Origin of the sequence: Sphingomonas sp. H160509, from assembly GCF_024124765.2 — a bacterium.
Taxonomy (GTDB): domain Bacteria; phylum Pseudomonadota; class Alphaproteobacteria; order Sphingomonadales; family Sphingomonadaceae; genus Sphingomonas.
This window is the reverse complement of sequence record NZ_JAMXSR020000002.1, coordinates 1,577,768-1,601,511: the sequence shown is the minus strand read 5'-3', so window position 1 is coordinate 1,601,511 and position 23,744 is coordinate 1,577,768. Positions and strand designations below refer to the sequence as shown.

The window sequence follows — 23,744 nt, the reverse complement described above, 5'->3', positions numbered from 1 at the left end:
TTGCGGCGCTGTATCTGGGTGTCTCGCTGGTGGCGCGGCGCCGACAGGAGGAGGGGGCTGCGCGTGATGAACGAGGCCATGCTGGCGATCGGCATCGGCTTCGTCACGATGGCGATCCCGCTTGCGCTGGGCGCGCGCTGGACCTCGGCGGCGTGGGCGCTGGAAGGCGCGGGCGCGTTCTGGGTCGGGATGCGACAGGCGCGCTGGATGCCGCGGCTGTTCGGGCTGGCGCTGCAGGTCGTCGCGACCTTGCTGTACCTCGGGACGCTCGACGACAATTTCGCGGCGCTGCCGTTCGCCAATCCGGCGTTCGTCGGTGCGATCCTGGTGGCGCTCGGCTGGTTCGCGACGGCATGGTTCGCACGCGAGAAGATCGCACCCGGCGAGACGCGGCTTGCGCGGGCTTATGCGCGGGGTGAGGCGGTGATCGCGACGCCGGCGTTCCTGACCGGGTTTGCGGCGTGGTGGATCGGCTGGCTGATGGAGGCTACGCGGCTTCATCCCGCGGTCGAGCGATCGTTGGCGCCGGTGCCGGTGTTCTCGACGAACGTGCAGATCCTGTTGGCGATGCTGGCGTATCTGGTCAGCGCAGCGGCGTTCCAGACGATCGCGCGGCGTCGCGACTGGCCGGTCGCGGCGTGGCCGGCGCGCGTGAGTGTGGGCGCGTTGTGGATCGGCTTCGTCGGGCAGGCCGATCGTGGCGGCACGGTGCTGTCGTCGCCCGGCTGTTTCCTGTGGATCGTTGCGCTCGCGGTGCATGGCTGGATGCTGTTCCGCAGCGATCGTGACGGCGTCGAGACACCGGGTACGCGGGCGGTGGCGTCGGCAAGCCATGTCGCGGGCGTCTGGCTGGCGGTGGTCCTACTCGCCGACATGCTGTGGTTCGGGATCGATCGCGCGGCACTGTGGTCGACCGCGTGGAACGAGGTGACGTTCCTGGCCGGCGCGGTGGCGGTGCTTGCGGGCCTTACGCTGTGGGCGGGGCCAGGGTTGCGCGGCGAGCGGGCAGGGCGGCGGTGGCCGCTCGATCGCCATGCGCTGGACTATGCCTGGACGGCGGCGGTGCCGATCGCGCTGGGCATCTTCAGTGGCGCTGCGGCAATCGCGCTGTTTTCGTCGGGCGATACCGCGCCGTTGCCGTTCGTGCCGGTGCTCAACCCGGTCGACGTGATGGTCGCGCTGGCGGCGGGCGTGCTGTTGCTGTGGCGGCGGGCGGTACTGGCCGCGGATATCGTGCCGGCGGGCGCCGCGCTGTTGGCGAGCAAGCGCATCTGGCTGCCGATCGCAGCGCTTGGTTTCGTCGCGGCGAACGGCGCATGGCTGCGGACGGCGCATCATCTGGCGGGTGTCGCATGGGAGGCGGATACGCTGCTCGGCAATGCGCTGGTAGAGACCGGGATCGCGATCCTGTGGACGGTGATCGCACTGACGCTGATGGTCGTCGCGCACCGGCGTGCGACGCGCAGCTTGTGGCTGGCGGGAGCTAGCCTGTTGGGGGCGACCGTCGTCAAGCTTTTGGTGGTCGACCTGTACGCGACCGGCGGCGGCGCGCGGATCATCGCCTTCATCGCGGTCGGGATGCTGATGCTGCTGGTCGGGTATCTCGCGCCGCTGCCACCCAAGGTCGCGTCGGATGATACGAAACGCGGGGCGGTGGCATGAGCGGGGTTCGGTGGCGGTTGGGCGCACTGGTCGGCGTCGTGCTGTTGGTCGCTGCGGCACCGGCGGGATCGGATGGCGAGCCGGACGGCTATGCGCTTCGCCTGCCGCTATCGGTGGAGGCGGGTGCGAAGGTCCAGCGGCTGGCGTTGCCGGCCGCGGTGCTGGCAGGATTGCAGACTCGCGACGGGCATGATTTGCGCGTGTTCGATGCGAAGGGGCGGGCGATGCCGATCGCTCGCGCAGGCGCGTCCGCGGCGGTTGGCCATGTGTCGTTCGATCCGATGCCGATCCTGGGCGCGCCCGATGCGCTGAAGGTGTCCGGCGTGTCGCTTAGGCTCGACGGGCGCGGTGCGGCGCAGGTTGCGGAAGTGCGCGGCGAGCCGGTTGCGGCTGGCGGCGCGCCCGTGCTGCTGGGCGTGCTGCTCGATGCGCGGCAGGTTTCGGGCGAGCTTGAGCGGGTTGCGGTTGCCGCGGACTTGCCTGTCGGCCAGCCGGTGACGTTGACGGTCGAGGCGAGTGGCGACCTCCGCGAGTGGCGACGGTTGGGCGAGGCGACGGTCTATCGGCGCGCGGGCGAGGCGGTGCGGTCTTCGATCGTCGCGTTGGACGATGCCGCCGTGGCGCGGGAGTATCTGCGGATCACGTGGAGCGCGGGGTCGCGGTTGCTGGCGCCGGTCGCGATCCGTGCTGCCGTGCTCGACGTGCGGCCGGACGGTGCGGCGGCGTCGGAAACGGTCGAGGCGCAGGCGCCCGCGCCGGCGTCCGGGAATGCGCGCGTCGTCGATTTCGCGGTGCCGTTCGCGACACCGATGGCGAGCTTGCGGGTGATACCGGTCGAGGGCGATGGCGTCGTACCGGTTCGCATATTGGGGCAGGACGATCGTGAGCAGCCCTGGGCCTTGCTGGGGCAAGGGGTCGCGCGCAGCGATGGCGGGCGCGACATCATGCTGTCCGGCGACGCACCGCGTGCGATCCGGATCGAGGCCGATGCCCGCAGTGCGGGGTTCACCGTCGCGCCGCGCTTGCGGATCGGCTTTGCGGACCGCGGCGTGATCTTCCTCGCCAGCGGCACCGCGCCGTTCACGCTGGCGGCCGGGCGCGCTGCGGCAAAGGACGTGTTCCTGTCGTCCGCCGATCTTGCCGATGGACAGGGCAGGCCGGGGGAAGCGCGGCTGGTGTCGGTGCCGTCCGCGACGGTGACGCTGTCGCCGCTCGGCGATGCGGGGGCGCCGACGCGCAATATCGTGCTGTGGGCGGTGCTGCTCGCGGCGACGGCATTGCTGGCCGGGTTGGCGTGGGTGCTGTGGCGGCAACAGGCGGCGCAAGCGCCGCGTGATCCGAGCTGACGCTCAGGGTCTGAAGTATCGGCCCGCAGCGGGATTCAGATTACGCTGCGGGCCGATCGTGGCGGGTGTTCAGCTCTTCACGAACGCCAGCAGATCGGGGTTGAGGACCTCGGCGTGCGTCGTCAGCATGCCGTGCGGAAAGCCCTTGTAGATCTTCAGCGTGGCGTTCTTCAGCAATTTCGCCTGCACGAGCGAGGCGTCTTCATAGGGGACGATCTGGTCGTCATCGCCTTGCAGCACCAGCATCGGCACGGTGATCGCCTCCAGATCCGCGGTCTGGTCGGTCTCCGAAAACGCCTTGATGCCGTCGTAATGCGCGAGCGCGCTGCCCATCATGCCCTGCCGCCACCAATTCCGGATGACGCCGTCCGAGACGACGGCGTTCGGGCGGTTGAAGCCGTAGAATGGCCCCGATGCGACATCGAGGAAGAACTGCGCGCGGTTCTCGGCGAGCGCCTTGCGGAACCCGTCGAACACCGCGATCGGCGTGCCGCCGGGATTGGCGTCGGTCTTGAGCATCAGCGGCGGGACTGCGCTGACGAGGACGGCCTTGGCGACGCGGCCCTGGGGCTGGCCGAACTGCGCGACATAGCGCGCGACTTCGCCGCCGCCGGTCGAATGGCCGATATGCACCGCGTTGGTCAGGTCGAGATGCTCGGCGACGGCGGAGGCGTCGGCGGCGTAATGATCCATGTCGTTGCCGGTGTCGGCCTGCGACGAGCGGCCATGCCCGCGGCGATCATGCGCGACGACGCGGTAGCCCTCGGCGAGGAAGAACAGCATCTGCGTGTCCCAGTCGTCCGACGACAAGGGCCAGCCGTGGTGGAACACGATCGGCTGCGCGTCCTTCGGTCCCCAATCCTTGTAGAAGATGTCGACGCCGTCTTCGGTCTTGATGAAGCCGCTGCTCATTTCGGTAACTCCGTCTTGTCATGGAAGTGCAAGGAAGCGTGCGATTCAGGGTCAAGCCTCTCCGAACACAGGTTTTCCTGATCTGCCGCGCGTTTATCACGTCTACTATTGGCAAACAGAAACTGCGTCGTCAGGGGAATGACACGCCCCGACGCGATGTAAAAGCCCGGATCGGACTGGGATAGATCGGTTGATCGTATATAAGTCATAGTATCGCAACGGCCGAGACAGATCCGGTTTATTGCAAGATACTGAGTTCACATTTCTTATTGTGGCCAAGCTCACGGTGAGAGTTGGCGGGGAGCGACTATGAGCGGACGAAGACTGGGGCCGGGGAGAGTCGAGGCCTTCACCGACGGCGTGGTCGCGATCATCATCACGATCATGGTGCTGGAACTGAAGGTGCCGGAAACGGGCGACCTGCACGCGTTGATCGGCAGCGCGCCGGTGCTGCTGGCGTATGTGTTGAGCTTCGTGAACGTCGGGCTGTTCTGGAACAATCACCACCACATGTTTTCCGCGGTTGAGCGCGTCGACGGGCGTGTGATGTGGGCGAACCTGTTCCTGCTGTTCTGGCTGAGCCTGGTACCGTTCGTGATCCGCTGGCTCGACGAGAGCGCGTTCGCGGCGGGGGCGACGGCAGCCTATGGCATCGTCCTGGGCCTCGCGGCGATCGGCTATTCGCTGACCGAACGCGCGATCATCGCCTGCAACGGCAAGGAGTCGGCGGTCGCGCGCGCGATCGGTTCCGACTGGAAGGGGTGGGGCAGCATCGCGCTGTATTTCACCGGCGTGCCGCTCGCGTTCGTCAGCCGCTGGTTCGCGATCGCGTTGTACGTGGCGGTGGTTGCGCTGTGGCTGATCCCCGACCGACGGATCGTGCGCGCGTTCGAGGGTGAGCTTCGAGGCTGAGTCCTCCTCCCCCGAGCGGGGAGGATTTGCGGGTTACTTCTTGGCGCGGAGGCCCCACAGCATCGTCCCGATCAGCGCGATGCCGGCCGCGGTGCCGCCGACCGCGACCGCGGCCATGACCGGCGAGATGCTGCCGTCGGCGCGGTGGAGGTGGGGGCGCAGGTTCTTGAGCAGCGGCTTGCGGCCCGACAGTCCCTCGAACATCTCGCCCGGACCCTCGGGATCGAGGATCTTGTTGTCGGCCAGCCATTCGCGGACGGAGTCGAGTTCGGGAACCTCGTAGGGGCGGAGCGAGCGGCCGTCGCCGCGCAGCCTTTCGATGGTTTCGATCAGCGAGCCGGTTTCGGCGATCGACGTCTCGATCGTCGCGACGTCGGTGTCGAGATGTTCGGCGAGCAGGCCGTTGCGGATGCTGGCGATCGTGTCGCGTTCACCGGCGTTGTGATCGCGCGCGGCATCGATGACGACGTCGCATTCGCTGTCGAGCCGCAGCGAACGGTTGTTGAAATTGGACGAGCCGACGCGGAGTACCTCGTCGTCGACCACCGTCACCTTGGCGTGGACGTAGATCGGCTGCCCGCCCGCGGTGAACGGGTGGTAGAGGCGTAGGCGCTTGTGCGGGTCCTGTTCGTGCAAAGCCTCGACCAGCCGGGCGCGCGCGGAGTCCATCGCGATCGGTTCGAGCCAGCCCTCCGCGGTGGTCGGGTGAACGATGACGAATTCGGGACCGTCGGGTTCTCGCAGCCGCTTGCCGATCGCCTCGGCCACCTTGCGCGACGCGAAATACTGGCTTTCGGCGTAGAAGAAGCGCTTCGTTCGCGCGATCAGGTCGACATACAGGGCTTCGATGTCGTGGCGGGGCTCCTGCTCGGCCATTTCAGGAATCGTGAGCGCGATGCCGACTTCGACGTCGGTGAAGTCGGCCTTCACATGATCGGGCCAGCAGTCGGCGCCGTCGGTCACCGGCTCCAGCGCGCCGCCGCCGGACACTTCCCAACGGCCACGGCACATGTCGCCGAGTGCGCGCGCGACCGGGCCTTGCAGGATCGTGGTCGCGTCGTGCCACGGACCGTAGGGCGAGCCGTCGGGTTCGATCCGGCGCGGTTCGTCGTCGGCATGCGCGCGCGTGTCCCAGCGGTCGACGGTCATGTCGATCCCGCCGCAGAACGCGACATCGTCGTCGATCACGACCACTTTCTGGTGATGCGAGCCGGCGGGGGGATGATGGCCGTCGAGCCGCAGGTGGACCTGTGGGTCGCGGATCCACTTGGCGATGCGCAACAGCGTCTGGCCGTGGAACAGCGTCTTGATCGCGCCGGTATCCCAGCGGAGGATATGGATGTTGAGCCCCGGCGTGCGGCGCGCGAGCCAGGTGACGAACTCGCCGACGCGCTCGGGACCGCCATCGTCATCGTCGCCTCCACCGAAGCGGATGCGCGCGTCGAAATCCCAGCCGACGAGCAGGATCTGCTTCTTGGCCTTCATCATCACCGCGCGGGCGGCTTTGAAATAATCGTCGGCGTCGACGATGACGGTGGCCTGCCTGGCGGGTTCGATCCGCCAGCAGTTGCGACCGGGCTCGAGCAGTGTTCCGTGAGAATTCATGATGCTGCCATCGCAGGCTTGGCGCGATCAGCCAACCCACGGAGGCGCGTTTTGCCGCTCAATGGACGAACGGCCGACGGCATTCATTATAAAATGTTCGTGGCGCGCACGCACCATGGGTATCTTATTCGGACAGCTCGTTCTCGGCTGCGTCGAGCGCCTGCGCCAGCAAGGCCGCCACGAGATGGTCGTCCTGGGCGTCGGCAAGTTGCAACGCGCGGACGATGGCAATGCGAAGCGAACGGCGATCCTGTTGCGACGTGGTCATCTCGGTACCCTTGGATTTCTATCAGGTCCTCGCCGCGGGTCCTTACCCGGTCGGCAGCGACGATGTAACCTGTTTGACGAACGAACGGCCGCGCGATTGCGCGGCCGTTCGCCGAATGGGATGCCGTCCCGTTACGCGGACGGCGCCCGTTACACGAACCGATCGGCCGTATCAGACGGCGTCGGTGTAAACGCGACGGCGGGCGGCGGTGGTGGCACCGAAGCCTGCTGCGGCAGCGCCGATGAGCAGCGCGATCACGATCATGAACGACGTACCTGCGGCTGCACCGGCGGCGGTGTCGGTCGCCGACTTGGCGGTCTCGATCGTCTTGTTCTTGGTCTGGACGAACTGTGCCTTGGCGCGCGTCACCTGGGCCTGGGCCTCCGGACGGCTGATCTTGCGCTGTGCAGCGACGATGTCGACGATGCGGCTTTCAGCCTGTGCGCCGTCCTGGCCACCCTTTGCGAGCGCGGGCAGTTCCTTGGCGATTTCCTTCTGCGCCTGCTCCGGCGTCATCTGCGCGGGATCCGACGGTGCGTCCGACAGATACTGAGCAGCTTCGGCGCGAACGTCGGTGACGTCGACATTGGCGACATCGGCAACCTTCGGGGCTGCTGCGCCGATGCCGGTGCCGGCTGCCGATGCGACCGAACCGACGGTGCGGAATGCGCCGCCGATGATGCCGCCGACGGCCGAGGTCAGCAGGTACATGGTGAGGGATCAGGGTGACGCCCCAGACGACCAGGCCGTGGATCAGGCCGTCGAACCGGTCATGCACGCCGGCGCCGCGTGCTGCGGCATAGCCGCCGGCACCCAGCGCGATGATCGTCGTGATGATCCAGTAGATCCCTGCGCCGATGCCGAAGCCGGTCGCGCCGGGGGTCGTGCCCTCGACCGGATCGACCAGGCTGAGGCCGATGCCGGTGCCGAGGATGCCGAGCACCAGCTGGATCGCGATCGCGATCACGACGCCGGCGAAGATTGCGCCCCACGAGATGCGGGTCGGGGTCTTCACGCGACGGAAGTCGTCCGTCGGCAGGACGCCGGGATTTACATGGTTAGCCATAATTCACTCCTGTTATTCACGATATTGGTATTCACGAGATTCTGGGAACGGCGTCAGTCTTTGCCGTGCCTATCGATGGGTGTGTCGATCTGTTTTTCGGCCTTCGCGGTTCCGGCCTTCGAGGCTTTGCCGGCCTTCGAGGCTTCGTCGGCCTTGGCTTGGCGCGCGCCGGCTTCGCTTTCCTGCGAGCCGCGCTGCTCGATCGCGGCATTGCCGATGATCTTGCCGATCGCCTCCTGGATAGAGCCCTTCGCCTGGCGGATGCGGGCGTCGTCCTGGTCCGGCTTGTCCTTGTCGCGCGTCATGCGGCGATCTCCTTCGAGGGCGCCTTGAGGTGGAGCGCTTGCGGGATGGAATCGCCGTCGAAGCCGCGCGCGCGCGCCCAGGCGGCGGCGGCGTTGCGACGGTTGACGCCGATCTTCGAATAGATCCGCGCGACATGGTTGCGCACGGTGTTGCTGGAGACGTCGAGCGTGCGCGCGATCGACTTGTCGTCGAGCCCGCGACAGATCAGCGCCAGCACCTCGCGCTCGCGCTGCGTCAGTTCGTCGAGCCCGACGCCGACCGGCTCGGCGTTCGGCGTGCGGATCCGCGCCAGCTTTTCCATGATCGACCGGCTGAGCCAGCTCGTGTCCTTCATCACCGCCTCGATCGCGTTGACGAGTTCGCGCTCGGACGCTTTTCGCGTGCTGATGTCGCGCATTGCCCACAGCACGCAGGCTTCGTCGTCGAGCTGGATCGGCTCGGTTGAGACGATGCAGTCGATGATGTCGCCGTCCTTGCCGCGGATGCGAACTTCGCGGTCGCGGATCGGGAGGCCAGCGTCGATATCGGCCTCAATCGCGTGGCGCAGCGCGGGTGTTTCCCACAGGTCGACATCGCCGAGCGGGCGACCGATGATCTCCGCCGACGAATAACCGGTGAGGCTGGTGAAAGCCTCGTTGACGTCGCACAGCCGGTGACCATCGCGCGCGCCGATCGCGAGCGCGACGGGGGCGAGCGAGAAGGTCCGCATAAAGCGCTCCTCGCTATGGCGCAGCTGCGTCTCGGCTTTCCGGCGCGGTTCGAGGTCAGCGAAGGTGAACAGCATGCAGGGCTGATCGCCCATGTCGATCGGCTGGCCGGCGACGATCACGAGCTTGGTCTCGCCGTCGGGAAGGCTGAGCTCCGCCTCCATCTGCGGGATGGTGCGGCCCTCGGCGAGGCGCTGCTTGCCAAGATCGCGCTTTTCGCCGCGTTCGAGGACATCGATATCGTAGACCGTGCGCGACAGGATGGCATCGCGGTCGTGCCCAGTCATGTCGATGAAGCCCTGGTTGACCTTCACGAAGCGAAGGTCGCACAGGCGACAGATGACCGCGGGCGCGGGGTTCGCATTGAACGACTGTTCGAAGCGATCCTCGGCCTCGAACTGTGCCGACACGTCCTGGATGATCATGACGAGGCATTCGGGTTCGTCGTCGTCGTTGGTCAGGACGAGGCTGCGCACCTGATGCACCCAGCGGGGTTCGTCCTCGCCGGCGACCGCGACCTCGACCACCACCTCTGAGAAGGCCTCGCCCGACACGACGCGTTCGATAGGGTAATCCGCGTCGTTGAGCTTGTGGTTGTTCCGGTAGCGCAGCTGGAAACGCTGGCGATAATCGTCGACCGTGGCACCGAGATCCTCGACCGAGTCGACCCCGTGCATCCCGAGTGCGGCCGTATTGGCCCACAGGATGTCCTGATCGGGATCGACGAGGATGACGCCTTCGTCCAGCCCCGCGATGATCTGGCGCAGGTGGCGCAGATCGGGGGAGTCACGAAGCGACTTGAGGGGGCGGCGCCACGGTCATGCGATCAGTCGCGATTGCCGTGGACGAGCCAGGCAAGGCCGTAGCCGACCGCAGCGGCGCCGAGTGCCCAAAGGACGGGGGCATCCTTGGCCGATGCCTGCGCGGTCGAGGCGGCGCGACGAGCGGCGTCGGCGGCACGATCGCCGGCTTCGCGCGCTTCGCTGCCGATCTTGTCGGCGAGTTCGGGGGCACCGTCGACGGCGTCCTCGATCGCCGATTTGGCGCGACCGTACAGGTTCTGCGCGCCGCCGGCGACCTGGTCGACGACGCCGTCGACCTGCCAGTCGCGGCTGTTCACGGTGTCGCCGACGGCCTTCTCGACCTTGCCGCCGACATAGCGGGCGCCGCCCTGGAATTCGTCCTTGTTCATGTCAGATCCTTACGTTTGGAATTGGGTGGGAAAGGCCCCGCGTTACGGCAGCACGCCGCAGCCCGCGGCGGCCTTGCCGACTTCGAGCGCGATCTTCGGATCGCGGAGCTCGGAGGCGACGCGGATAAGATCGGACGGGGTGAGCACGCCGGGCGTGGTGTCGCCCTGGCGGTACGCCGCGGCGGCCTTGCCCAGACGCTGCAACTGGCCAAGCGAGAGGTTCGCCTGAAGCCGACCGCCGACGCAATCGGAGCGCGACTGATCGAGCCCATAGCGCTGGAGCCCAGACGAGATGCGCGTCGCGGGCGCGGCGCAACCGGCAATGGGCGCCAGCAGGGCCAGGGCCCCGGTGGCGGACGTTATGCGCTTCATGTGAGCAGCTCCAGTATCTTGCCGCACGCGGGGTATCGCGACGGGACTGGACGCATAAACCTACCGGTAACCTCTTGGTTCCTGGTAGTTTTGTGTCAGAATACTAGCTGTAATGTACCATATCAGGACGTCGCGCGCGCCGCATAGAGCCGCGCGAACCGCAGATGCAGCGACCGCGTGCTCGAATCCTCGGCGACTTCGGCGCGGCCTTCATGCCACTCGGCTCGACGCTGAAAATAGGTCGAATCGTCGTTGTCGTCGGCGGGAAAGTGGCTGTCGTCTTGAACCTTCGTCATCGCATTGCCCTTGGTAACCTGCGCCTTCAGTACGAAATTGCAGGCGGCCGCGCGTGATCGGAAACGACTAGGCGATGCGGTAGTATGATCAGTCTGGCGTCGAGGGAGTAATGACGCTGCGGGGACGCCGCCGCGGCCGAGCTGGCCGGGCGACGATGCCGTCCTTATGTCGGCCTGGTTCGATCGATTACTTGGCCATTGCCGCGGACTGGTCGAGCGGGACGACCGGCAACCAGACCGCGCTCGCCGATGCGCCGCCGCGGACGATCGTCACCGTTGCCGGCTTATAGTCCGCTTTTTTCGCGAGGAAGATGTTGGGCACGAACGTCTGCGGGTTGCGATCGTAGAGCGGGAACAGGCTCGACTGGACCTGGATCATGATCTTGTGGCCCGGCTGGAACACGTGGTTCACGGTCGGCAGGCGGAACTTGTATTCCTGCACCTTGCCCGCCGGGATCGCGGTCGGCTTGGCGAAGCTCTGACGGTAGCGGCCGCGGAAGATGTCGAGGCTGATCGGCAGTTCATAGCCGCTCATCTTCGGATCGGTCGCGTTCTCGGCCGGGTAGACGTCGATCACCTTGACGACGAAATCGCCGTCGGTGCCGGTCGTTTTCGCGAAGATGTCGGCGATCGGCGCACCCGACACGCGCACCGGCGTGGTCAGCGCTTCGGTGGTGTAGGTCATCACATCGGGACGGCCATCGACGCCGCGCTGGTCGCTGACGAGCCAGTCGCCCCAGCGGCCATCGCCGAAGTTCACCGGGCGGGGTAGGTGCGGGACGGGCTTCGACGGATCGGAGACATAGCTGTCACCGCCGGTCGTCGCCTTGCCGAACCCGAGCGTGCCGCCTTCCTGCAGGTAGATCGGCTTGAGCGGCGAGGTGCATCCCGTCTCGCACGCGAGCGGCCAGGTGGCGAACTTGTCCCAGTGGTTCTCACCAGTGTTGTAGATCGCGGCGGAGGGCAGCGTGACGGCCGGGCCGTCCTTCAGATACTGATTGAAATAGGGGAGCAGCATATCCTCGCGGAATTGCTGGGCGGTGTCGCCATTCCACTGGAACGGCCCGAGGCTGCGGCCTTCGCGGTTGATCTGGCTGTGGCGCCACGGACCCATCACGAGGTGGTTGTTGCCGAGCTTGCCCTTCGCCTTGAGCGCCTCCCACGCGGTGATCGCGCCGTACATGTCCTCCTGATCCCACAGCCCCTGTTCCCAGATCGTCGGCACGTTCGACGGGTTGGCGGCGAGCAGCTTGTCAAGCGCCTGGCCTTGCCAGAAGCCGTCATAGGCGGGGTGCGACACCATCCGCTGCCAATAGGGAAGCTGGTCGTAGCCGGACTTCTTCGCCCAGTCGCCGGCCGAGCCGACCTCGCGGAAATTCTCGTAATCGTCGTAGCCGCCGGTGGGTGGCGCCTTGCCCGCGCCCTTGTAGCCGGTCTGGCTGCCGAGCCACGCGATGTTGGCGAGGCGGAATGCGCCGTAGTGGAACCAGTCGTCGCCCATCCAGCCGTCGATCATCGGGCTCTCGGGCGCGGCGACCTTCAGCGCGGGGTGCGGGGCGAGCAGCGCCATCGCGACCGTGAAGCCTTCGTAGGACGAGCCGATCATGCCGACGCGGCCGTTGCTCTCGGGGAGGTTCGCCTTGTTCACCAGCCAGTCGATCGTGTCGTACGCGTCGGTGACGTGATCGACCTTGGTCGGGTTGAGCGGGCCGATAATGGGGCGCGTGACGACGTATTCGCCCTCCGAGCCGTATTTGCCGCGGATGTCCTGGTAGACGCGGATATAGCCCGCCTTGACGAACATCTCGTCGGCGAGCGGCAGCGTGGCGAGGATGCTCGCACTGTCGGAGCGGTTCGCGCGACCCTTTGCGTTGTAGGGCGTGCGGGTGAGGACGATCGGCGCGTTGGTGACGCCCTTGGGATAGACGATGACGGTGTAGAGCTTGGTCCCGTCGCGCATCGGGATCATCACCTCGCGCTTCACGTAATCCTGCGCGGCGGTCGGCGGCACGAACTTGGCGGGGATGTCGCCGCCGACGGGTGCGGTCTTGTCCTGCGCGATTGCGGTGGTGGCGAGGGCGATCGAGGCGAGCAGGACGAATTTGACAGTCATGGGGACGTGCTCCGGAAGCGTTGGGGCGAAGCTAGGCGCAACCGGGGCGCGGGGGCAATCGGTCTGATGGTCTTTAGTCGTGCGGTATGGTCGTTGACGCGGTTGAGGACGAGAACGGGCGGGCCTTCGCGCCCTTGCCCCAGAGTTTGTTGGGTTTTGCGCCCATCACGAAGCGGAGTTCGCCGCCCTGGCGAATCTCGTCATCGCGCAGATAGCTGCGGGTGAGGGGCGTGCCGTTGAGCGTGACGGAGCGGATATAGGGGTTGGCGTCCGACAGATTGTCCGTCCGGATCGCGAACTGCTTCCCGCCGGGCAGCGCTAGCGTCGCCTGCGACAGGAACGGGCGGCCGATGACATATTCGTTCGATCCCGGCGCGACCGGGTAGAAGCCGAGCGCGGTGAAGATGAGCCATGCGGACATCTGGCCGAGATCGTCGTTGCCGCTCAGTCCCTCAGGCTTGGCGCCATATTGGCTCCGCACGATCTGGCCGAGCCGCTCCTGCGTCCGCCATGGTGCGCCGGCGTAACTGTAGAGATAGGCGACGTGGTGGCTCGGTTCGTTGCCGTGGATATACTGGCCGATCAGCCCGGCGATATCCTCCGCGTGGCTGTAATCGACCTTCGATTTGTCGAAGTCGAACATCGCGTCGAGCTTCTTCACGGTCTTTGCATCGCCGCCGAGCAGCCGGAACAGCCCCGCCTGATCCTGCGGCACGAACCAGCTATATTGCCACGCATTGCCCTCCGTATAATCGGAGCCATAGTTGATCGCGGTCGGATCGAAGGGGGTGCGGAAACTCCCGTTCGCGAGCCTTGCGCGCAGCCAGCCGGACTTCGCATCGAAGCTGTTGCGCCAGTTGCCCGCGCGCTTCTCGAACCGCTCGGCGATGTCGGTCTTGCCCATGCGCCGCGCCATCCGCGCGATCGTCCAGTCGTCATAGGCATATTCGACCGTCTTCGACGCGGCCTCCGGCTCCTTGTCGATCGGGACGTAGCCGCGCTGGATATACTCGCCGAGCCCGCCATAGGAGGCGTGGTCGGCGCTCGCGACCATCGCCTGCAACGCCGCGTCCGCATCGAAGCCGCGAATGCCTTTCATATACGCGTCGGCGATAACGGGGACGGCGTGATAGCCGATCATCGTCCACGTCTCGCGTCCGGCGAATTGCCAGACCGGGAGGATGCCGTCGGGGCTGTGCTGCTGGCTGGCGATCAGCGAGCGGACGATGTCACTATTGGTCTTCTCGGGCTGGATCAGCGTCAGCAGCGGATGTTCGGCGCGGAACGTGTCCCATAGCGAGAAGGTCGAGCGGACGGTGAAGCCGGTGGCCTGATGGACCTGGTCGTCGGGGCCGCGGTAGCGCCCGTCGCTGTCGCTCCACACGCTGGGGGCGAGCAGGCTGTGGTAGAGCGCGGTCGCGAAGATGCGGCGCATCGGTGCGGGCGCCTCGAACTTGACGGCGCCGAGCGCGGTGTCCCAATCGCCTTGCGTCTTGGCGCGGACCGCGTCGAAGCCGCCGGGCTCGCTGTCGAGATTGGCGAGCGCCCCCGCTTCGTCGACGCCGGAGATCCCGACCTTCACCTCAAGTGGGTTATCGAGCGGGCCGAAATCGAGCCGCGCTTCCAGTGCCTGACCGAGCTTCTCCGCCAGCGCATCGCTGCCGCGGCCGGGGCCCCTGGAACCCCTTGTACGCGATATCCTTCTCGCGGTTGACCAGCGCGTGGCCGACCAGCGGCGCGGAGAACCGCATCGCGAAGTAGAGCTTGCGGCCGGGCGCCCAGCCGCGCGTCTCGCGGAAGCCGGTGAGCACGCCGTCATCGCGCAAATGCAGCCCCGACCAGAGGATCTTGCCGGGGTAATTGTAGAGCGACGACCGGAGATCGACGACGAGGTGCGCGGCCTTGCCCTTGGGGAAGCTGTAGCGGTGCACGCCGATCCGCGTCCCCGCCGTCATCTCCGCACGCACGCCGGGACCGTCGAGCGTGACGGCGTAATAGCCCGGCTTGGCGACTTCGGTGCCGTGTGAAAAGCGCGAGCGATAGCCAGGGGTAGCGGGCGTGCCGGGGTCCATCGGCACGGTGTCGCCCGACACCGGCATGACGAGGATGTCGCCGAGATCGGAATGCCCCGCGCCCGAGAAATGCGTGTGGCTGAACCCCCTCGATCGTCGGGTCGTCGTAGCGATAGCCGGCGGCGTGGCCGTAGCAGGTGCGGATCACGCACGAGGTATCGGTATCCGGCGACAACTGGACCATGCCGAACGGCGCGACCGCGCCGGGGAAGGTGTGCCCTTCGCCGCCGGCGCCGATGAACGGATCGACCGCATCGCTCGGTTTGGCGGCGTCCTGCGCGAACGCAGGGCCGGCGAGGATCGTGGTGAACAGCGCACCAGCGAGGCACGATCGCGTGAGAATGGACATCGAGGTCACCCGTTCGGAGGGAAGTAGGCGGGGAGCTTGCCGGGTGCCAGGTGAACCATGTCGCGCACATCCCCTCTATTCGTTCGGTCGCCAGACTGGCTTCATCGCCAGCTCTTGCGCAACCGCAGAAGTGGATTAGAACATCAAATTGGATAATTCAAACGAACAGTTTGAAAGCGGGGGATGCAGAAGATGGTCTTCAGACCGGGCCGATATGCCGCGCGTTCATTGAACGCCAATAGTGTGCGCTTGCCAAGCCTTCGCAATCGCGGGATCACTTCGTCGCCAACGCTGAAATCGCTACGGTGCAGTGCAGAGCGGCTTCGTCTTCTGTTCTCCAGCCTGGATGATCGGTCCGCATGACTCTTCAAACGCCGCCGCGTCTGTCGGGGACGAACCTCGAGCGCGCCGCCGACCATAACCAGCGCGTGACGCTGCATGCCATTCGCCTCGGCGGATCGCTGACGCGGATCGACCTTGCGCGGATCACCGGGCTGACCGGGCCGGCGATCGCCAACATCACGCGGCGGCTGTTGCAGGAAGGGATGATCGAGGAGGCGGGGCAGCGTCGCGGTGGGCGCGGCCAGCCGCCGACCAAACTCGTCGTCCGGGCCGACGCGTGCTATTCGATCGGCGTCAATATCGACCGCGACCATATCACGATCGTGCTGGTCGATTTCCTCGCGCAGATCCTCGCGCGCAAGTCGATCGAGATCAGCTTTGCGCTGCCCGACGACGTCCGCGATCTGTTCCGTCGCTCGGTCCGCGCGATGCTGAAAAGCGCAAAGGTCGATCCCGCCAAGCTGGTCGGCATCGGCGTCGCGCGGCCGGACGACCTCGCATTGGTCGCGATGCCGGGCCGTCCGGCCGCCTATGCGGCGTGGGACGGAATCGACATGGCGACGCTGTTCGACAAGCCGCTGTCGCTGCCGGTGTTCGTCGAGAACGATGCCGCCGCTGCCGCGATGGGCGAGATGCAGTTGGGCTTCGGACAGAATTACAGCAGTTTCTTCTACATCCTCGTGTCGTCGGGGCTGGGCGGTGGCTTCGTTGCGGATGGCGCGTATGTTCGCGGCACGCACGGGCGCAGCGGCGAGCTGGGGTTCATGGCGGCCGGCGGCGGCAAGCGGGGACGCGAGACCGTGCAGAAACTGGTATCGCTATCCGGACTTGCCGAGCATCTGGCAAATTCAAGTTTCGAGATCGGGCAGGTTCTGCATCAGGCCGATTGGGCGCCGGACGTCGAGCTTTGCCTGGAGGAATGGGTCGAGAGGGCGGCGCACACGCTCTGCACGCCCCTCGACGCGATCAACTGCCTGATCGATCCGGCGGTGATCCTGATCGGCGGGCGCCTGCCAAGCCGGTTGGTGGAACGGGTGGCAGAGCGCGTCAACGCGTTGATCCGGGACGCGACCGATGCGCCCGCTATCGCGCCGGTCCGCCGTGCCGCGCTGTCGGAAGATGCGCCTGCCGTTGGTGCGGCGATCCTGCCGTTCAGTCATTTCCTGCTGCCCAAGGCCGCTGCGCTCTGGAAGGATTCCGGCGCGGCAGCCGACTGACGCCGGTAATCGGTTTCGGTACCGCTATCCCGGCATGAAGGGACTCCGCGCGCCTGGCGTTGCGGAGCGCATGCTGCTGTCGTTGTACGTGTGCGACTACGCGAAGGCAGAGGTGAATCGTGGCGGTGTCTTCGCTCAGACTATCGGCCCGTCAAAGGGTATTCGGCGAGTTACGTCCACAACGGGCCAAAACTAGCGCAACAATCTATTTGACAATTTGCTTTTACAATTGGCAAATAGATGGGTCGAGACTGCACGCCGACAGGATCCGATTCAACCGGACAGCCCAACCGAAAACGGGGGGCAGGCGCGCTATTCGCAGGGGTAAGTGAGGGGGGCGCAGGCATCCTCACGAGGAAGAGGAAAGTCTGATGACCGCAAGCATAGAATCGTGCTCGATCGTGGCGCGTCGCCATCGTCCGTTGTCGTTCCTGTTGGCCACGGTCAGTCTTACTGCGGCGTTGGCCGGTGCTGCCCAGGCTCAACAGGCCGCGCCTTCCCCTGCGCCTCCCCAGAACGCGACCCCGACCGACCAGGCGCAGCCCGCTTCGACCGCTACGGCGGAGTCCGGGCAAACCGCCGGCACGACACAGCCGGATGGGTCGACGCAGGACACTGGCGACATCGTCGTTACCGGGTATCGGCGCTCGATCGAGAAGAGCCTCACCCAGAAGCGCGAGGCGAACGCGTTCGTCGACGTGATCACCGCCGAAGACGTCGGCAAGTTCCCCGACAAGAACGTCGCCGATGCGTTGCAGCGCGTGCCGGGCGTGGTCATCACCCGCGACGGCGGCGAAGGTAGCCGGGTCAGTATCCGCGGCCTTCAGTCGGGCCTGACGCTCACCTTGCTCAACGGCAATTTCCTTGCCGGCGCCGACAGCGGCGAGCCGCAGCGATCGTTCAACTACGTCCTGCTGCCGTCGACCTTCATCGCCAGCACCGAGGTCTATAAGTCGCCCGAAGCGCGGCTCGAAGAAGGCGGCGTCGGCGGCACGATCATCCTCAACACGCGGCGGCCGTTCGACGTGCCGGCGTGGTCGGGTTTCGTCTCCGCCGAGGGGACGTATTCGGACACGACCGAGAAGTACGAACCGCAGCTTGGCGGGCAGGTGTCGTGGAAGAACAAGGAGGAGACGTTCGGCCTGCTGGTCGGCGGCGTCTGGCAGAAGCGCACCAACCGCGAGCTGCGCAGCTCGTCCGAGAGTTGGCTGTGGTGGAGCGACCGCGACGCGCAGGGCAACGTCCTGAAGCCCGCGACCGATGTCGACGGCAAGACCTTCGCGAACAACGACGCGATCTCCTACTGGCCGGGGCAGGGCACGACTGCGCGCGATGGCACGCATTATTCGGGCTATTGGGCACCGCAGTCGGTCAACGCCGAAGTCTTCGACCAGGAACGCGAGCGGTACGGCATCCAGGCGACCGCGCAGTTCAAGCCGTTCGAGGCGGTCACGGTCACCGCGAACTATTTCCGGTTCGGCTATAGCAGCAATTATACCTCGAACGTGCTGAAGATCCCGGAATGGGGTTACGACAATTTCTTCACCGGCGCGACGTTCGACAAGAGCGGGACGATCTTCCAGTCGGCCAATTTCGCGGTGCCGGCGGCGGGAACGGGCTGTCTCGCGCGCCCGACCCCGTGCACGATGGAAACGCCGCAGATTGCCGGCACGTACAGCCGCGAGAAGCAGGTTTCGAACACCTTCGAGACCGAGGTCAAATACAGTCAGGATCGCTTCGACGCCGTCCTGAAACTGGGCAAGACCAAGTCGAGCGGTGGCCCGTCGGTGCGCTTCAGCGTCGCCGCCAAGCCCCGCCTGACGACGCCGGGCCGGGAGCAGAACGGCAATCTGGTCAGCAACTGGAACATCTCGGACGGCATCGCCAATTTCGAGTTCTCGCCCGAGCTGCAGAACAACATCCGCAACGGGATCGCGCAGATCGACGTGGGCTCGACCAACTCGAGCTTCGTCAACAGCGACCTCGGCCAGCGTTATGCGCAGCTCGACCTGACAAGGCGGTTCGACGGCTTCCTGAAGTCGGTGCAGATCGGCGGCAAATGGCGCGACCTGAAGATCGGCCGCGAGACCGGTCGCAACGACTGGTATGCCGATCCGGCGACGCTGCTGCGTTACCAGGATACCGCCGCTGGCGCTGTCGCGCGGCCCGAATTCTTCTACGCGAACCAGATCGGCAACATCAACGGCGGCTTCAACGCGAACGTCGTGCCGGGCATCAATTTCGACGAATATCTGAAGTATCTGAATTCGACCTACGGCCAGGCGGTGAGGGTGTACGAACCCGACTTCGTCTATGCGCTGGGGGAGCGGGTCTTCGCCGGTTACGCGCAGGTGAACTTCGGGACCGGTGGTCTTCGCGGTAACGTCGGCCTCCGCATGGCGAACACGAAACAGTCGGGCAATACCTCCGACCGCCTGCAATATCTCAACGACTATTGCGTCAACGGACCCGGCGGGGCGGCCGATCCCAACCGTCCGCTCGGCCCCGATGGCAACTGCCAGGTCCTGCCGCTCAGCGTGCGCGAAACGATCGTCAACACGCGTGCCTACCAGTCGAAGACCTACACGGACTGGCTGCCGAGCTTCAACGTGTCGTACGAGGTCACGCCCGATCTCCTCGTCCGTGGCGCGGTCGCGAAGGTGATCGCGCGGCCGTCATTCGAGAATCTGGGGTCGCAGCGGTCGCTCACGTTCCGCTCGGATGCGTATGCGTTCGATCGCGGCCAGTTCGGCGAGTTTGCCGGCTGGTCGGGCAGCGGTGGCAATTCCGACCTGAACCCGTTCTCGGCGTGGCAATACGACCTAGGCATCGAATGGTATTTCCACCGCGGTTCGGTGCTCGGCGCGACCTTCTTCCGCAAGGATGTGTCGGACTTCGTGGTGCCGTTGGTGCTCAACGTCACGCGCGACGTCAACGGAACGCAGCAGCTGATCCAGCCTTACTCGACGGTCGCGAACGGATCGAATGCGCGGTCGCAGGGTGTCGAACTGTACGCGCAGCACACGCTGCCTTTCGGTCTCGGCGCGCAGGTCAACTTCACCTACAACGACACCTCGGTGGCGGACGTCACGCTCGACGGGCAGAAGGTCGGCTCGTCCGCCCTGGTCGGCAGCGCCAAGACGCAGGTCAACGCCTCGGTCTTCTACGAACACGGCAAGGTGCTGATGCGTGCCTCGTACAACCGGCGGGGCGAAGTCGTCGGCGGGTTGCAGTCGGGACTGAACGAATACACCGATCCCTATGCACAGGTCGATCTCAATGCGGCCTATGCGCTGACCGACCGGCTGAACCTCACAGCCTCGGTGATCAACCTCACCAAGGCCGAGGAAAGCCGCCATCTCGGCAATGATACGAAGGATCGCTTCACCTACCGGAATTACTTTGGGCGGCGGGCCTATATAGGCGTGTCGTTCAACTTCTGATGACCTGGTTTGATCGGCTTGTCTGTCGGGTGGCGCCTTCGCGGCGTTACCCCTCCCTTTTCTCGCAGCGTCGCGTCGCACGGCGTTGGCGAAACGCGTAGGCGGCGCGGGGTTCGGATTGCGCTGACCGCGTCCGCGCTGATGATGTGCGGGCTGGCGAGTGCGTCGAACCCGATCGTTCCCGGCTGGTATGCCGACCCCGAGATCCGCGTGTTCGCCGGGCGCTACTGGATCTATCCGACCTATTCGGATCACTATGGCAAGCCCGACGTCACCAGCCGCTTCTCGGCCGCGCAAAAGCTCGCGCGGCAACGCAAGACGGTGCGGCCGTCCTACGAGATGCAGACCTTCTTCAACGCGTTTTCGTCACCCGACCTGGTGCACTGGACCAAGCACGACCACGTGTTCGACGTGCGGAACGCCGCGTGGGCGGCCTATGCGATCTGGGCGCCATCGGTGATCCAGGCGAACGGGCACTATTACATGTTCTTCAGCGCCAACGACATTCAGAGCGATGCGGAGCTTGGCGGGATCGGCCTCGCGGTCAGCGAGCGGCCCGATGGTCCGTTCAAGGACGCGATCGGCAAGCCGCTGGTCGGCGCGTTCCACAACGGCGCGCAACCGATCGACCCGTTCGCGTTTCGCGATCGCGATGGCCAGGTCTATCTGTTCTACGGCGGCTGGAAGCATTGCAACGTCGTCCGGCTCAGCGCCGACATCAAGCGCATCCTGCCGTTCGCCGATGGCTCGACCTACAAGGAAGTGACGCCACCCGGCTATGTCGAGGGCTCTTTCATGATCGAGCGCAAGGGCGTCTATTATCTGATGTGGTCGGAGGGCGGCTGGACGGGGCCGGACTATAGCGTCGCCTATGCGACCGGGCCGGGGCCGACCGGTCCGTTCACGCCGCGCGGCAAGATCCTGTCGCAGGACCTGCGCATCGCGCGCGGCGCGGGGCATCATTCGGTGGTCAACGTGCCGGGTACCGACGACTGGTACATCGCGTATCACCGCCGTCCGCTCGACACCGATCGCGGCGAACACCGCCAGATCGCGATCGACAGGATGGTCTTTGCCGCCGATGGTCGGATCGAGCCGGTGATGATGACCGATGCGGGCGTGAAGCCGCGACCGATCGGCGTGCAGAAGCCGACACGAAATTCAGGGAGAGCGATGTGAGAAACAGGGCGATCGCCAATTTGCGCGGCACGGTAGCGGCGGTCGCGTCGCTTGCCCTCGTCGCGCCCGCGCCGATTCTGGCGCAGACCAAGGCGACGGCCGCCGCGTCGGCCAACGGCGCGGTGCAGCCGCAGGACCAGCCTTCGGTTGATCTGGTCAACCCGCTGATGGGGACCGATTCCGACTACACCTTGTCCTACGGCAACACCTATCCCGCGGTGGCGGTGCCGTGGGGGATGAACTTCTGGACGCCGGTCACCGGCAAGACGAACAGCGGCTGGGGCTACACCTACGACGCGAACAAGATCAACGGGATCAAGCAGACGCACCAGCCCAGTCCGTGGATGAACGACTACGCCGCGTTCTCGCTGATGGCGACGACCGGCGCGCTGAAGGTGAAGGAGGACGAACGTGCGTCCTGGTACAGCCACAAGGCGGAGGAGAGCCGGCCGTACAGCTACAAGGTCTATCTCGCCGATTACGACGTGACCGCGGAGGTCGCGCCGACCAACCGCGCCGCGCAGTTCCGCTTCACCTTCCCGCAGAGCAACGACGCGCACATCATCCTCGACGGCTATGCCGGCGGCTCGATGGTCTCGATCGACAAGGCCAAGCGCCGCATCACCGGCTATGTCCGCAACAACCACGGCGGCGTGCCCGACAATTTCCACAATTACTTCGTCGCCGAATTCGACCACGACTTCACCGTCAGCCAGACCTGGGACGGCAAGGGCCAGGTCACCGCGACGTCGACGCGCGAGGGCGATCATGTCGGCGCGGTCGTCAGCTTCAAGACTCGCAAGGGCGAGCAGGTCGGCGTCAAGGTCGCCTCGTCGTTCATCAGTCTCGAGCAGGCCGAGCGCAACCTGCGCGGCGAGATCGGCGGCGACGGGTTCGAGCAGACCAAGACGAAGGCCAAGGCGATCTGGCAACGCGAGTTCGACCGCGTCCAAGTCACCGATCCCAACCTCGACAACCGCCGGATCTTCTATTCCGCGCTGTACCGCATGCTGCAGTTCCCGCGGATGTTCCACGAGGTCGATGCCAAGGGCCAGACCGTCCACTACAGCCCGTATGACGGCAAGGTGCACCCGGGCTTCCTCTACACGGATAACGGTTTCTGGGACACGTGGCGCGCGGTCTTCCCGTTCTTCGCGCTGATGTATCCCGAGCGCGACAGCGAGATCATGCAGGGGCTGGTCAACACCTACAAGGAGTCCGGCTGGCTGCCCGAATGGGCCAGTCCCGGCCACCGCGACGTGATGATCGGATCGAATTCGGCCAACCTGATCGCCGACGCGTATTTGAACGGCGTGCGCGGGTTCGACGTCGAAACCTTGTATGAGGCGATGGTCAAGAACGCGACGACGTCGCAGGGCCGCCCGGTCGACAAGAAGGGCAAGGTCGTCGGCGCGGTCGGGCGCGAGGGCGTCGAATACTACAACCGGCTCGGCTATGTGCCGTATGACGTCGGCATCAACGAGAATGCCGCGCGCACGCTCGAATACGCCACCGCGGACTTCTCGATCTCGCGGCTCGCGGCGGCACTCGGCAAGACCGAGGACGCCAAGCTCTACGCCACGCGCGCGCAGAATTACCGCAAGCTCTACGATACGCAGAGCGGCTGGATGCGCGGCCGCAAAAAGGATGGCAGCTGGTCGACGCCGTTCAGCCCGTACAAATGGGGCGACGCGTTCACCGAGGGGAATGCGCTGCATTACAGCTGGTCGGTGATGCAGGACGTGCAGGGGCTTGCCGACCTGATGGGCGGGCGCGAGGCGTTCGTGAAGCGGCTCGATTCAATCTTCACCACGCCGCCGATCTTCGACGACAGCTATTACGGGCAGACCATCCACGAGATCCGCGAGATGCAGATCGTCGACATGGGGCAATATGCGCACGGCAACCAGCCGATCCAGCACATGACCTATCTCTACGACTGGGCCGGCGCACCGTGGAAGACGCAATATCACGTCCGCGACGTGATGAAGAAGCTCTACTCGCCCGCGCCCGACGGCTATCCCGGTGACGAGGACAATGGCCAGACCTCGGCGTGGTACGTGTTCTCCGCGCTCGGCTTCTACCCGGTCACGCCTGCGGTTGGGCAATATGCGATCGGCAGCCCGCTGTTCCAGACCGTGAAGCTGACGATGCCGGGCGGCAAGACGCTGACGATCGAGGCGGCGAACAACGGCCCGGGCAATGTCTACATCCAGTCGGCGAGCTTCAACGGTACCCCGCACGACAAGCCCTGGCTGACCCGCGCGGCGTTGCAGCAGGGCGGCACGCTGCGGTTCGTGATGGGGCCGACGCCGAACACCGCCTGGGGTGCGGCAAAGGCGGATGCGCCGTTCTCGATGAGCGCACCGGTGGCGGGACGATGAC

Annotated in this window: 18 protein-coding genes and 1 pseudogene; 7 read left to right on the top strand and 12 right to left on the bottom strand. The window is 65.8% G+C overall.

The window, feature by feature from the left end:
- The first annotated feature begins 66 nt into the window (after positions 1-66).
- Together NHF48_RS09490 and NHF48_RS09485 are read left to right on the top strand one after the other, a co-directional pair.
- The gene (locus NHF48_RS09490; protein WP_342454616.1) at positions 67-1,662 is read left to right on the top strand and encodes a DUF2339 domain-containing protein; all 1,596 of its coding nucleotides are present in this window, start codon (positions 67-69) and stop codon (positions 1,660-1,662) included.
- Positions 1,659-3,008 carry a DUF3999 family protein gene (locus NHF48_RS09485; protein ID WP_253070965.1) on the top strand — a complete coding sequence of 450 codons (1,350 nt, stop codon included), beginning with the start codon at positions 1,659-1,661 and terminating at the stop codon, positions 3,006-3,008. The genes NHF48_RS09490 and NHF48_RS09485 overlap by 4 nt, the downstream gene beginning before the upstream one ends.
- 69 nt (positions 3,009-3,077) lie before the next feature.
- Here the strand turns inward: NHF48_RS09485 and NHF48_RS09480 are convergent, their stop codons facing one another.
- Positions 3,078-3,920 (bottom strand): alpha/beta fold hydrolase, encoded by an 843-nt coding sequence (locus NHF48_RS09480; RefSeq protein ID WP_253070964.1) that lies wholly within the window; start codon positions 3,918-3,920, stop codon positions 3,078-3,080.
- A 309-nt stretch (positions 3,921-4,229) separates the two neighbouring features.
- Between NHF48_RS09480 and NHF48_RS09475 the strand changes: the two genes are divergently transcribed.
- Positions 4,230-4,832, top strand: a complete 603-nt coding sequence (locus NHF48_RS09475) for a TMEM175 family protein (protein WP_056064942.1) — start codon at positions 4,230-4,232, stop codon at positions 4,830-4,832.
- Positions 4,833-4,865: 33 nt separating this feature from the next.
- Here NHF48_RS09475 and NHF48_RS09470 read toward each other — a convergent pair whose 3' ends face one another.
- From NHF48_RS09470 to NHF48_RS09420, 11 genes and pseudogenes are all read right to left on the bottom strand, one after another.
- Complete coding sequence (locus NHF48_RS09470; RefSeq protein ID WP_253070963.1) at positions 4,866-6,437, bottom strand: phospholipase D-like domain-containing protein; 1,572 nt, start codon at positions 6,435-6,437, stop codon at positions 4,866-4,868.
- A gap of 124 nt (positions 6,438-6,561) precedes the next feature.
- Positions 6,562-6,705 (bottom strand): hypothetical protein, encoded by a 144-nt coding sequence (locus tag NHF48_RS09465; protein ID WP_156348916.1) that lies wholly within the window; start codon positions 6,703-6,705, stop codon positions 6,562-6,564.
- Between the two features lie 171 nt (positions 6,706-6,876).
- Positions 6,877-7,221, bottom strand: a complete 345-nt coding sequence (locus NHF48_RS09460; protein WP_253070962.1) for a hypothetical protein — start codon at positions 7,219-7,221, stop codon at positions 6,877-6,879.
- A complete protein-coding gene (locus tag NHF48_RS09455) occupies positions 7,139-7,771 on the bottom strand; it encodes a hypothetical protein (RefSeq protein WP_253070961.1) in 633 nt (210 codons plus the stop codon). Before NHF48_RS09455 ends, NHF48_RS09460 begins: the two co-directional genes overlap by 83 nt.
- 53 nt (positions 7,772-7,824) lie before the next feature.
- Entirely contained in the window at positions 7,825-8,076 is a 252-nt protein-coding gene (locus NHF48_RS09450; protein WP_253070960.1) for a hypothetical protein, read from the bottom strand.
- Positions 8,073-9,530, bottom strand: a complete 1,458-nt coding sequence (locus NHF48_RS09445; RefSeq protein WP_446741208.1) for a PAS domain S-box protein — start codon at positions 9,528-9,530, stop codon at positions 8,073-8,075. The genes NHF48_RS09450 and NHF48_RS09445 overlap by 4 nt, the downstream gene beginning before the upstream one ends.
- A gap of 80 nt (positions 9,531-9,610) precedes the next feature.
- Complete coding sequence (locus tag NHF48_RS09440; RefSeq protein WP_120301014.1) at positions 9,611-9,976, bottom strand: CsbD family protein; 366 nt, start codon at positions 9,974-9,976, stop codon at positions 9,611-9,613.
- A gap of 42 nt (positions 9,977-10,018) precedes the next feature.
- Positions 10,019-10,348, bottom strand: a complete 330-nt coding sequence (locus tag NHF48_RS09435; RefSeq protein ID WP_253070959.1) for a hypothetical protein — start codon at positions 10,346-10,348, stop codon at positions 10,019-10,021.
- A 122-nt stretch (positions 10,349-10,470) separates the two neighbouring features.
- Entirely contained in the window at positions 10,471-10,644 is a 174-nt protein-coding gene (locus NHF48_RS09430) for a hypothetical protein (protein WP_165895503.1), read from the bottom strand.
- A 187-nt stretch (positions 10,645-10,831) separates the two neighbouring features.
- Positions 10,832-12,757 (bottom strand): CocE/NonD family hydrolase, encoded by a 1,926-nt coding sequence (locus NHF48_RS09425; protein ID WP_253070958.1) that lies wholly within the window; start codon positions 12,755-12,757, stop codon positions 10,832-10,834.
- Between the two features lie 73 nt (positions 12,758-12,830).
- Positions 12,831-15,178 (bottom strand): annotated as a pseudogene (locus NHF48_RS09420) (GH92 family glycosyl hydrolase).
- Positions 15,179-15,537: 359 nt separating this feature from the next.
- Here NHF48_RS09420 and NHF48_RS09415 point away from each other — a divergent pair.
- The 4 genes from NHF48_RS09415 to NHF48_RS09400 all read left to right on the top strand — a co-directional run bounded on the left by NHF48_RS09415 (position 15,538) and on the right by NHF48_RS09400 (position 23,743).
- Positions 15,538-16,737, top strand: a complete 1,200-nt coding sequence (locus NHF48_RS09415; protein ID WP_253070957.1) for an ROK family transcriptional regulator — start codon at positions 15,538-15,540, stop codon at positions 16,735-16,737.
- Between the two features lie 371 nt (positions 16,738-17,108).
- Positions 17,109-20,180 carry a TonB-dependent receptor gene (locus tag NHF48_RS09410; RefSeq protein ID WP_253070956.1) on the top strand — a complete coding sequence of 1,024 codons (3,072 nt, stop codon included), beginning with the start codon at positions 17,109-17,111 and terminating at the stop codon, positions 20,178-20,180.
- Positions 20,181-20,189: 9 nt separating this feature from the next.
- Complete coding sequence (locus tag NHF48_RS09405; RefSeq protein WP_253070955.1) at positions 20,190-21,359, top strand: glycoside hydrolase family 43 protein; 1,170 nt, start codon at positions 20,190-20,192, stop codon at positions 21,357-21,359.
- Positions 21,356-23,743, top strand: a complete 2,388-nt coding sequence (locus NHF48_RS09400) for a GH92 family glycosyl hydrolase (RefSeq protein ID WP_253070954.1) — start codon at positions 21,356-21,358, stop codon at positions 23,741-23,743. Before NHF48_RS09405 ends, NHF48_RS09400 begins: the two co-directional genes overlap by 4 nt.
- Position 23,744: the final 1 nt, after the last annotated feature.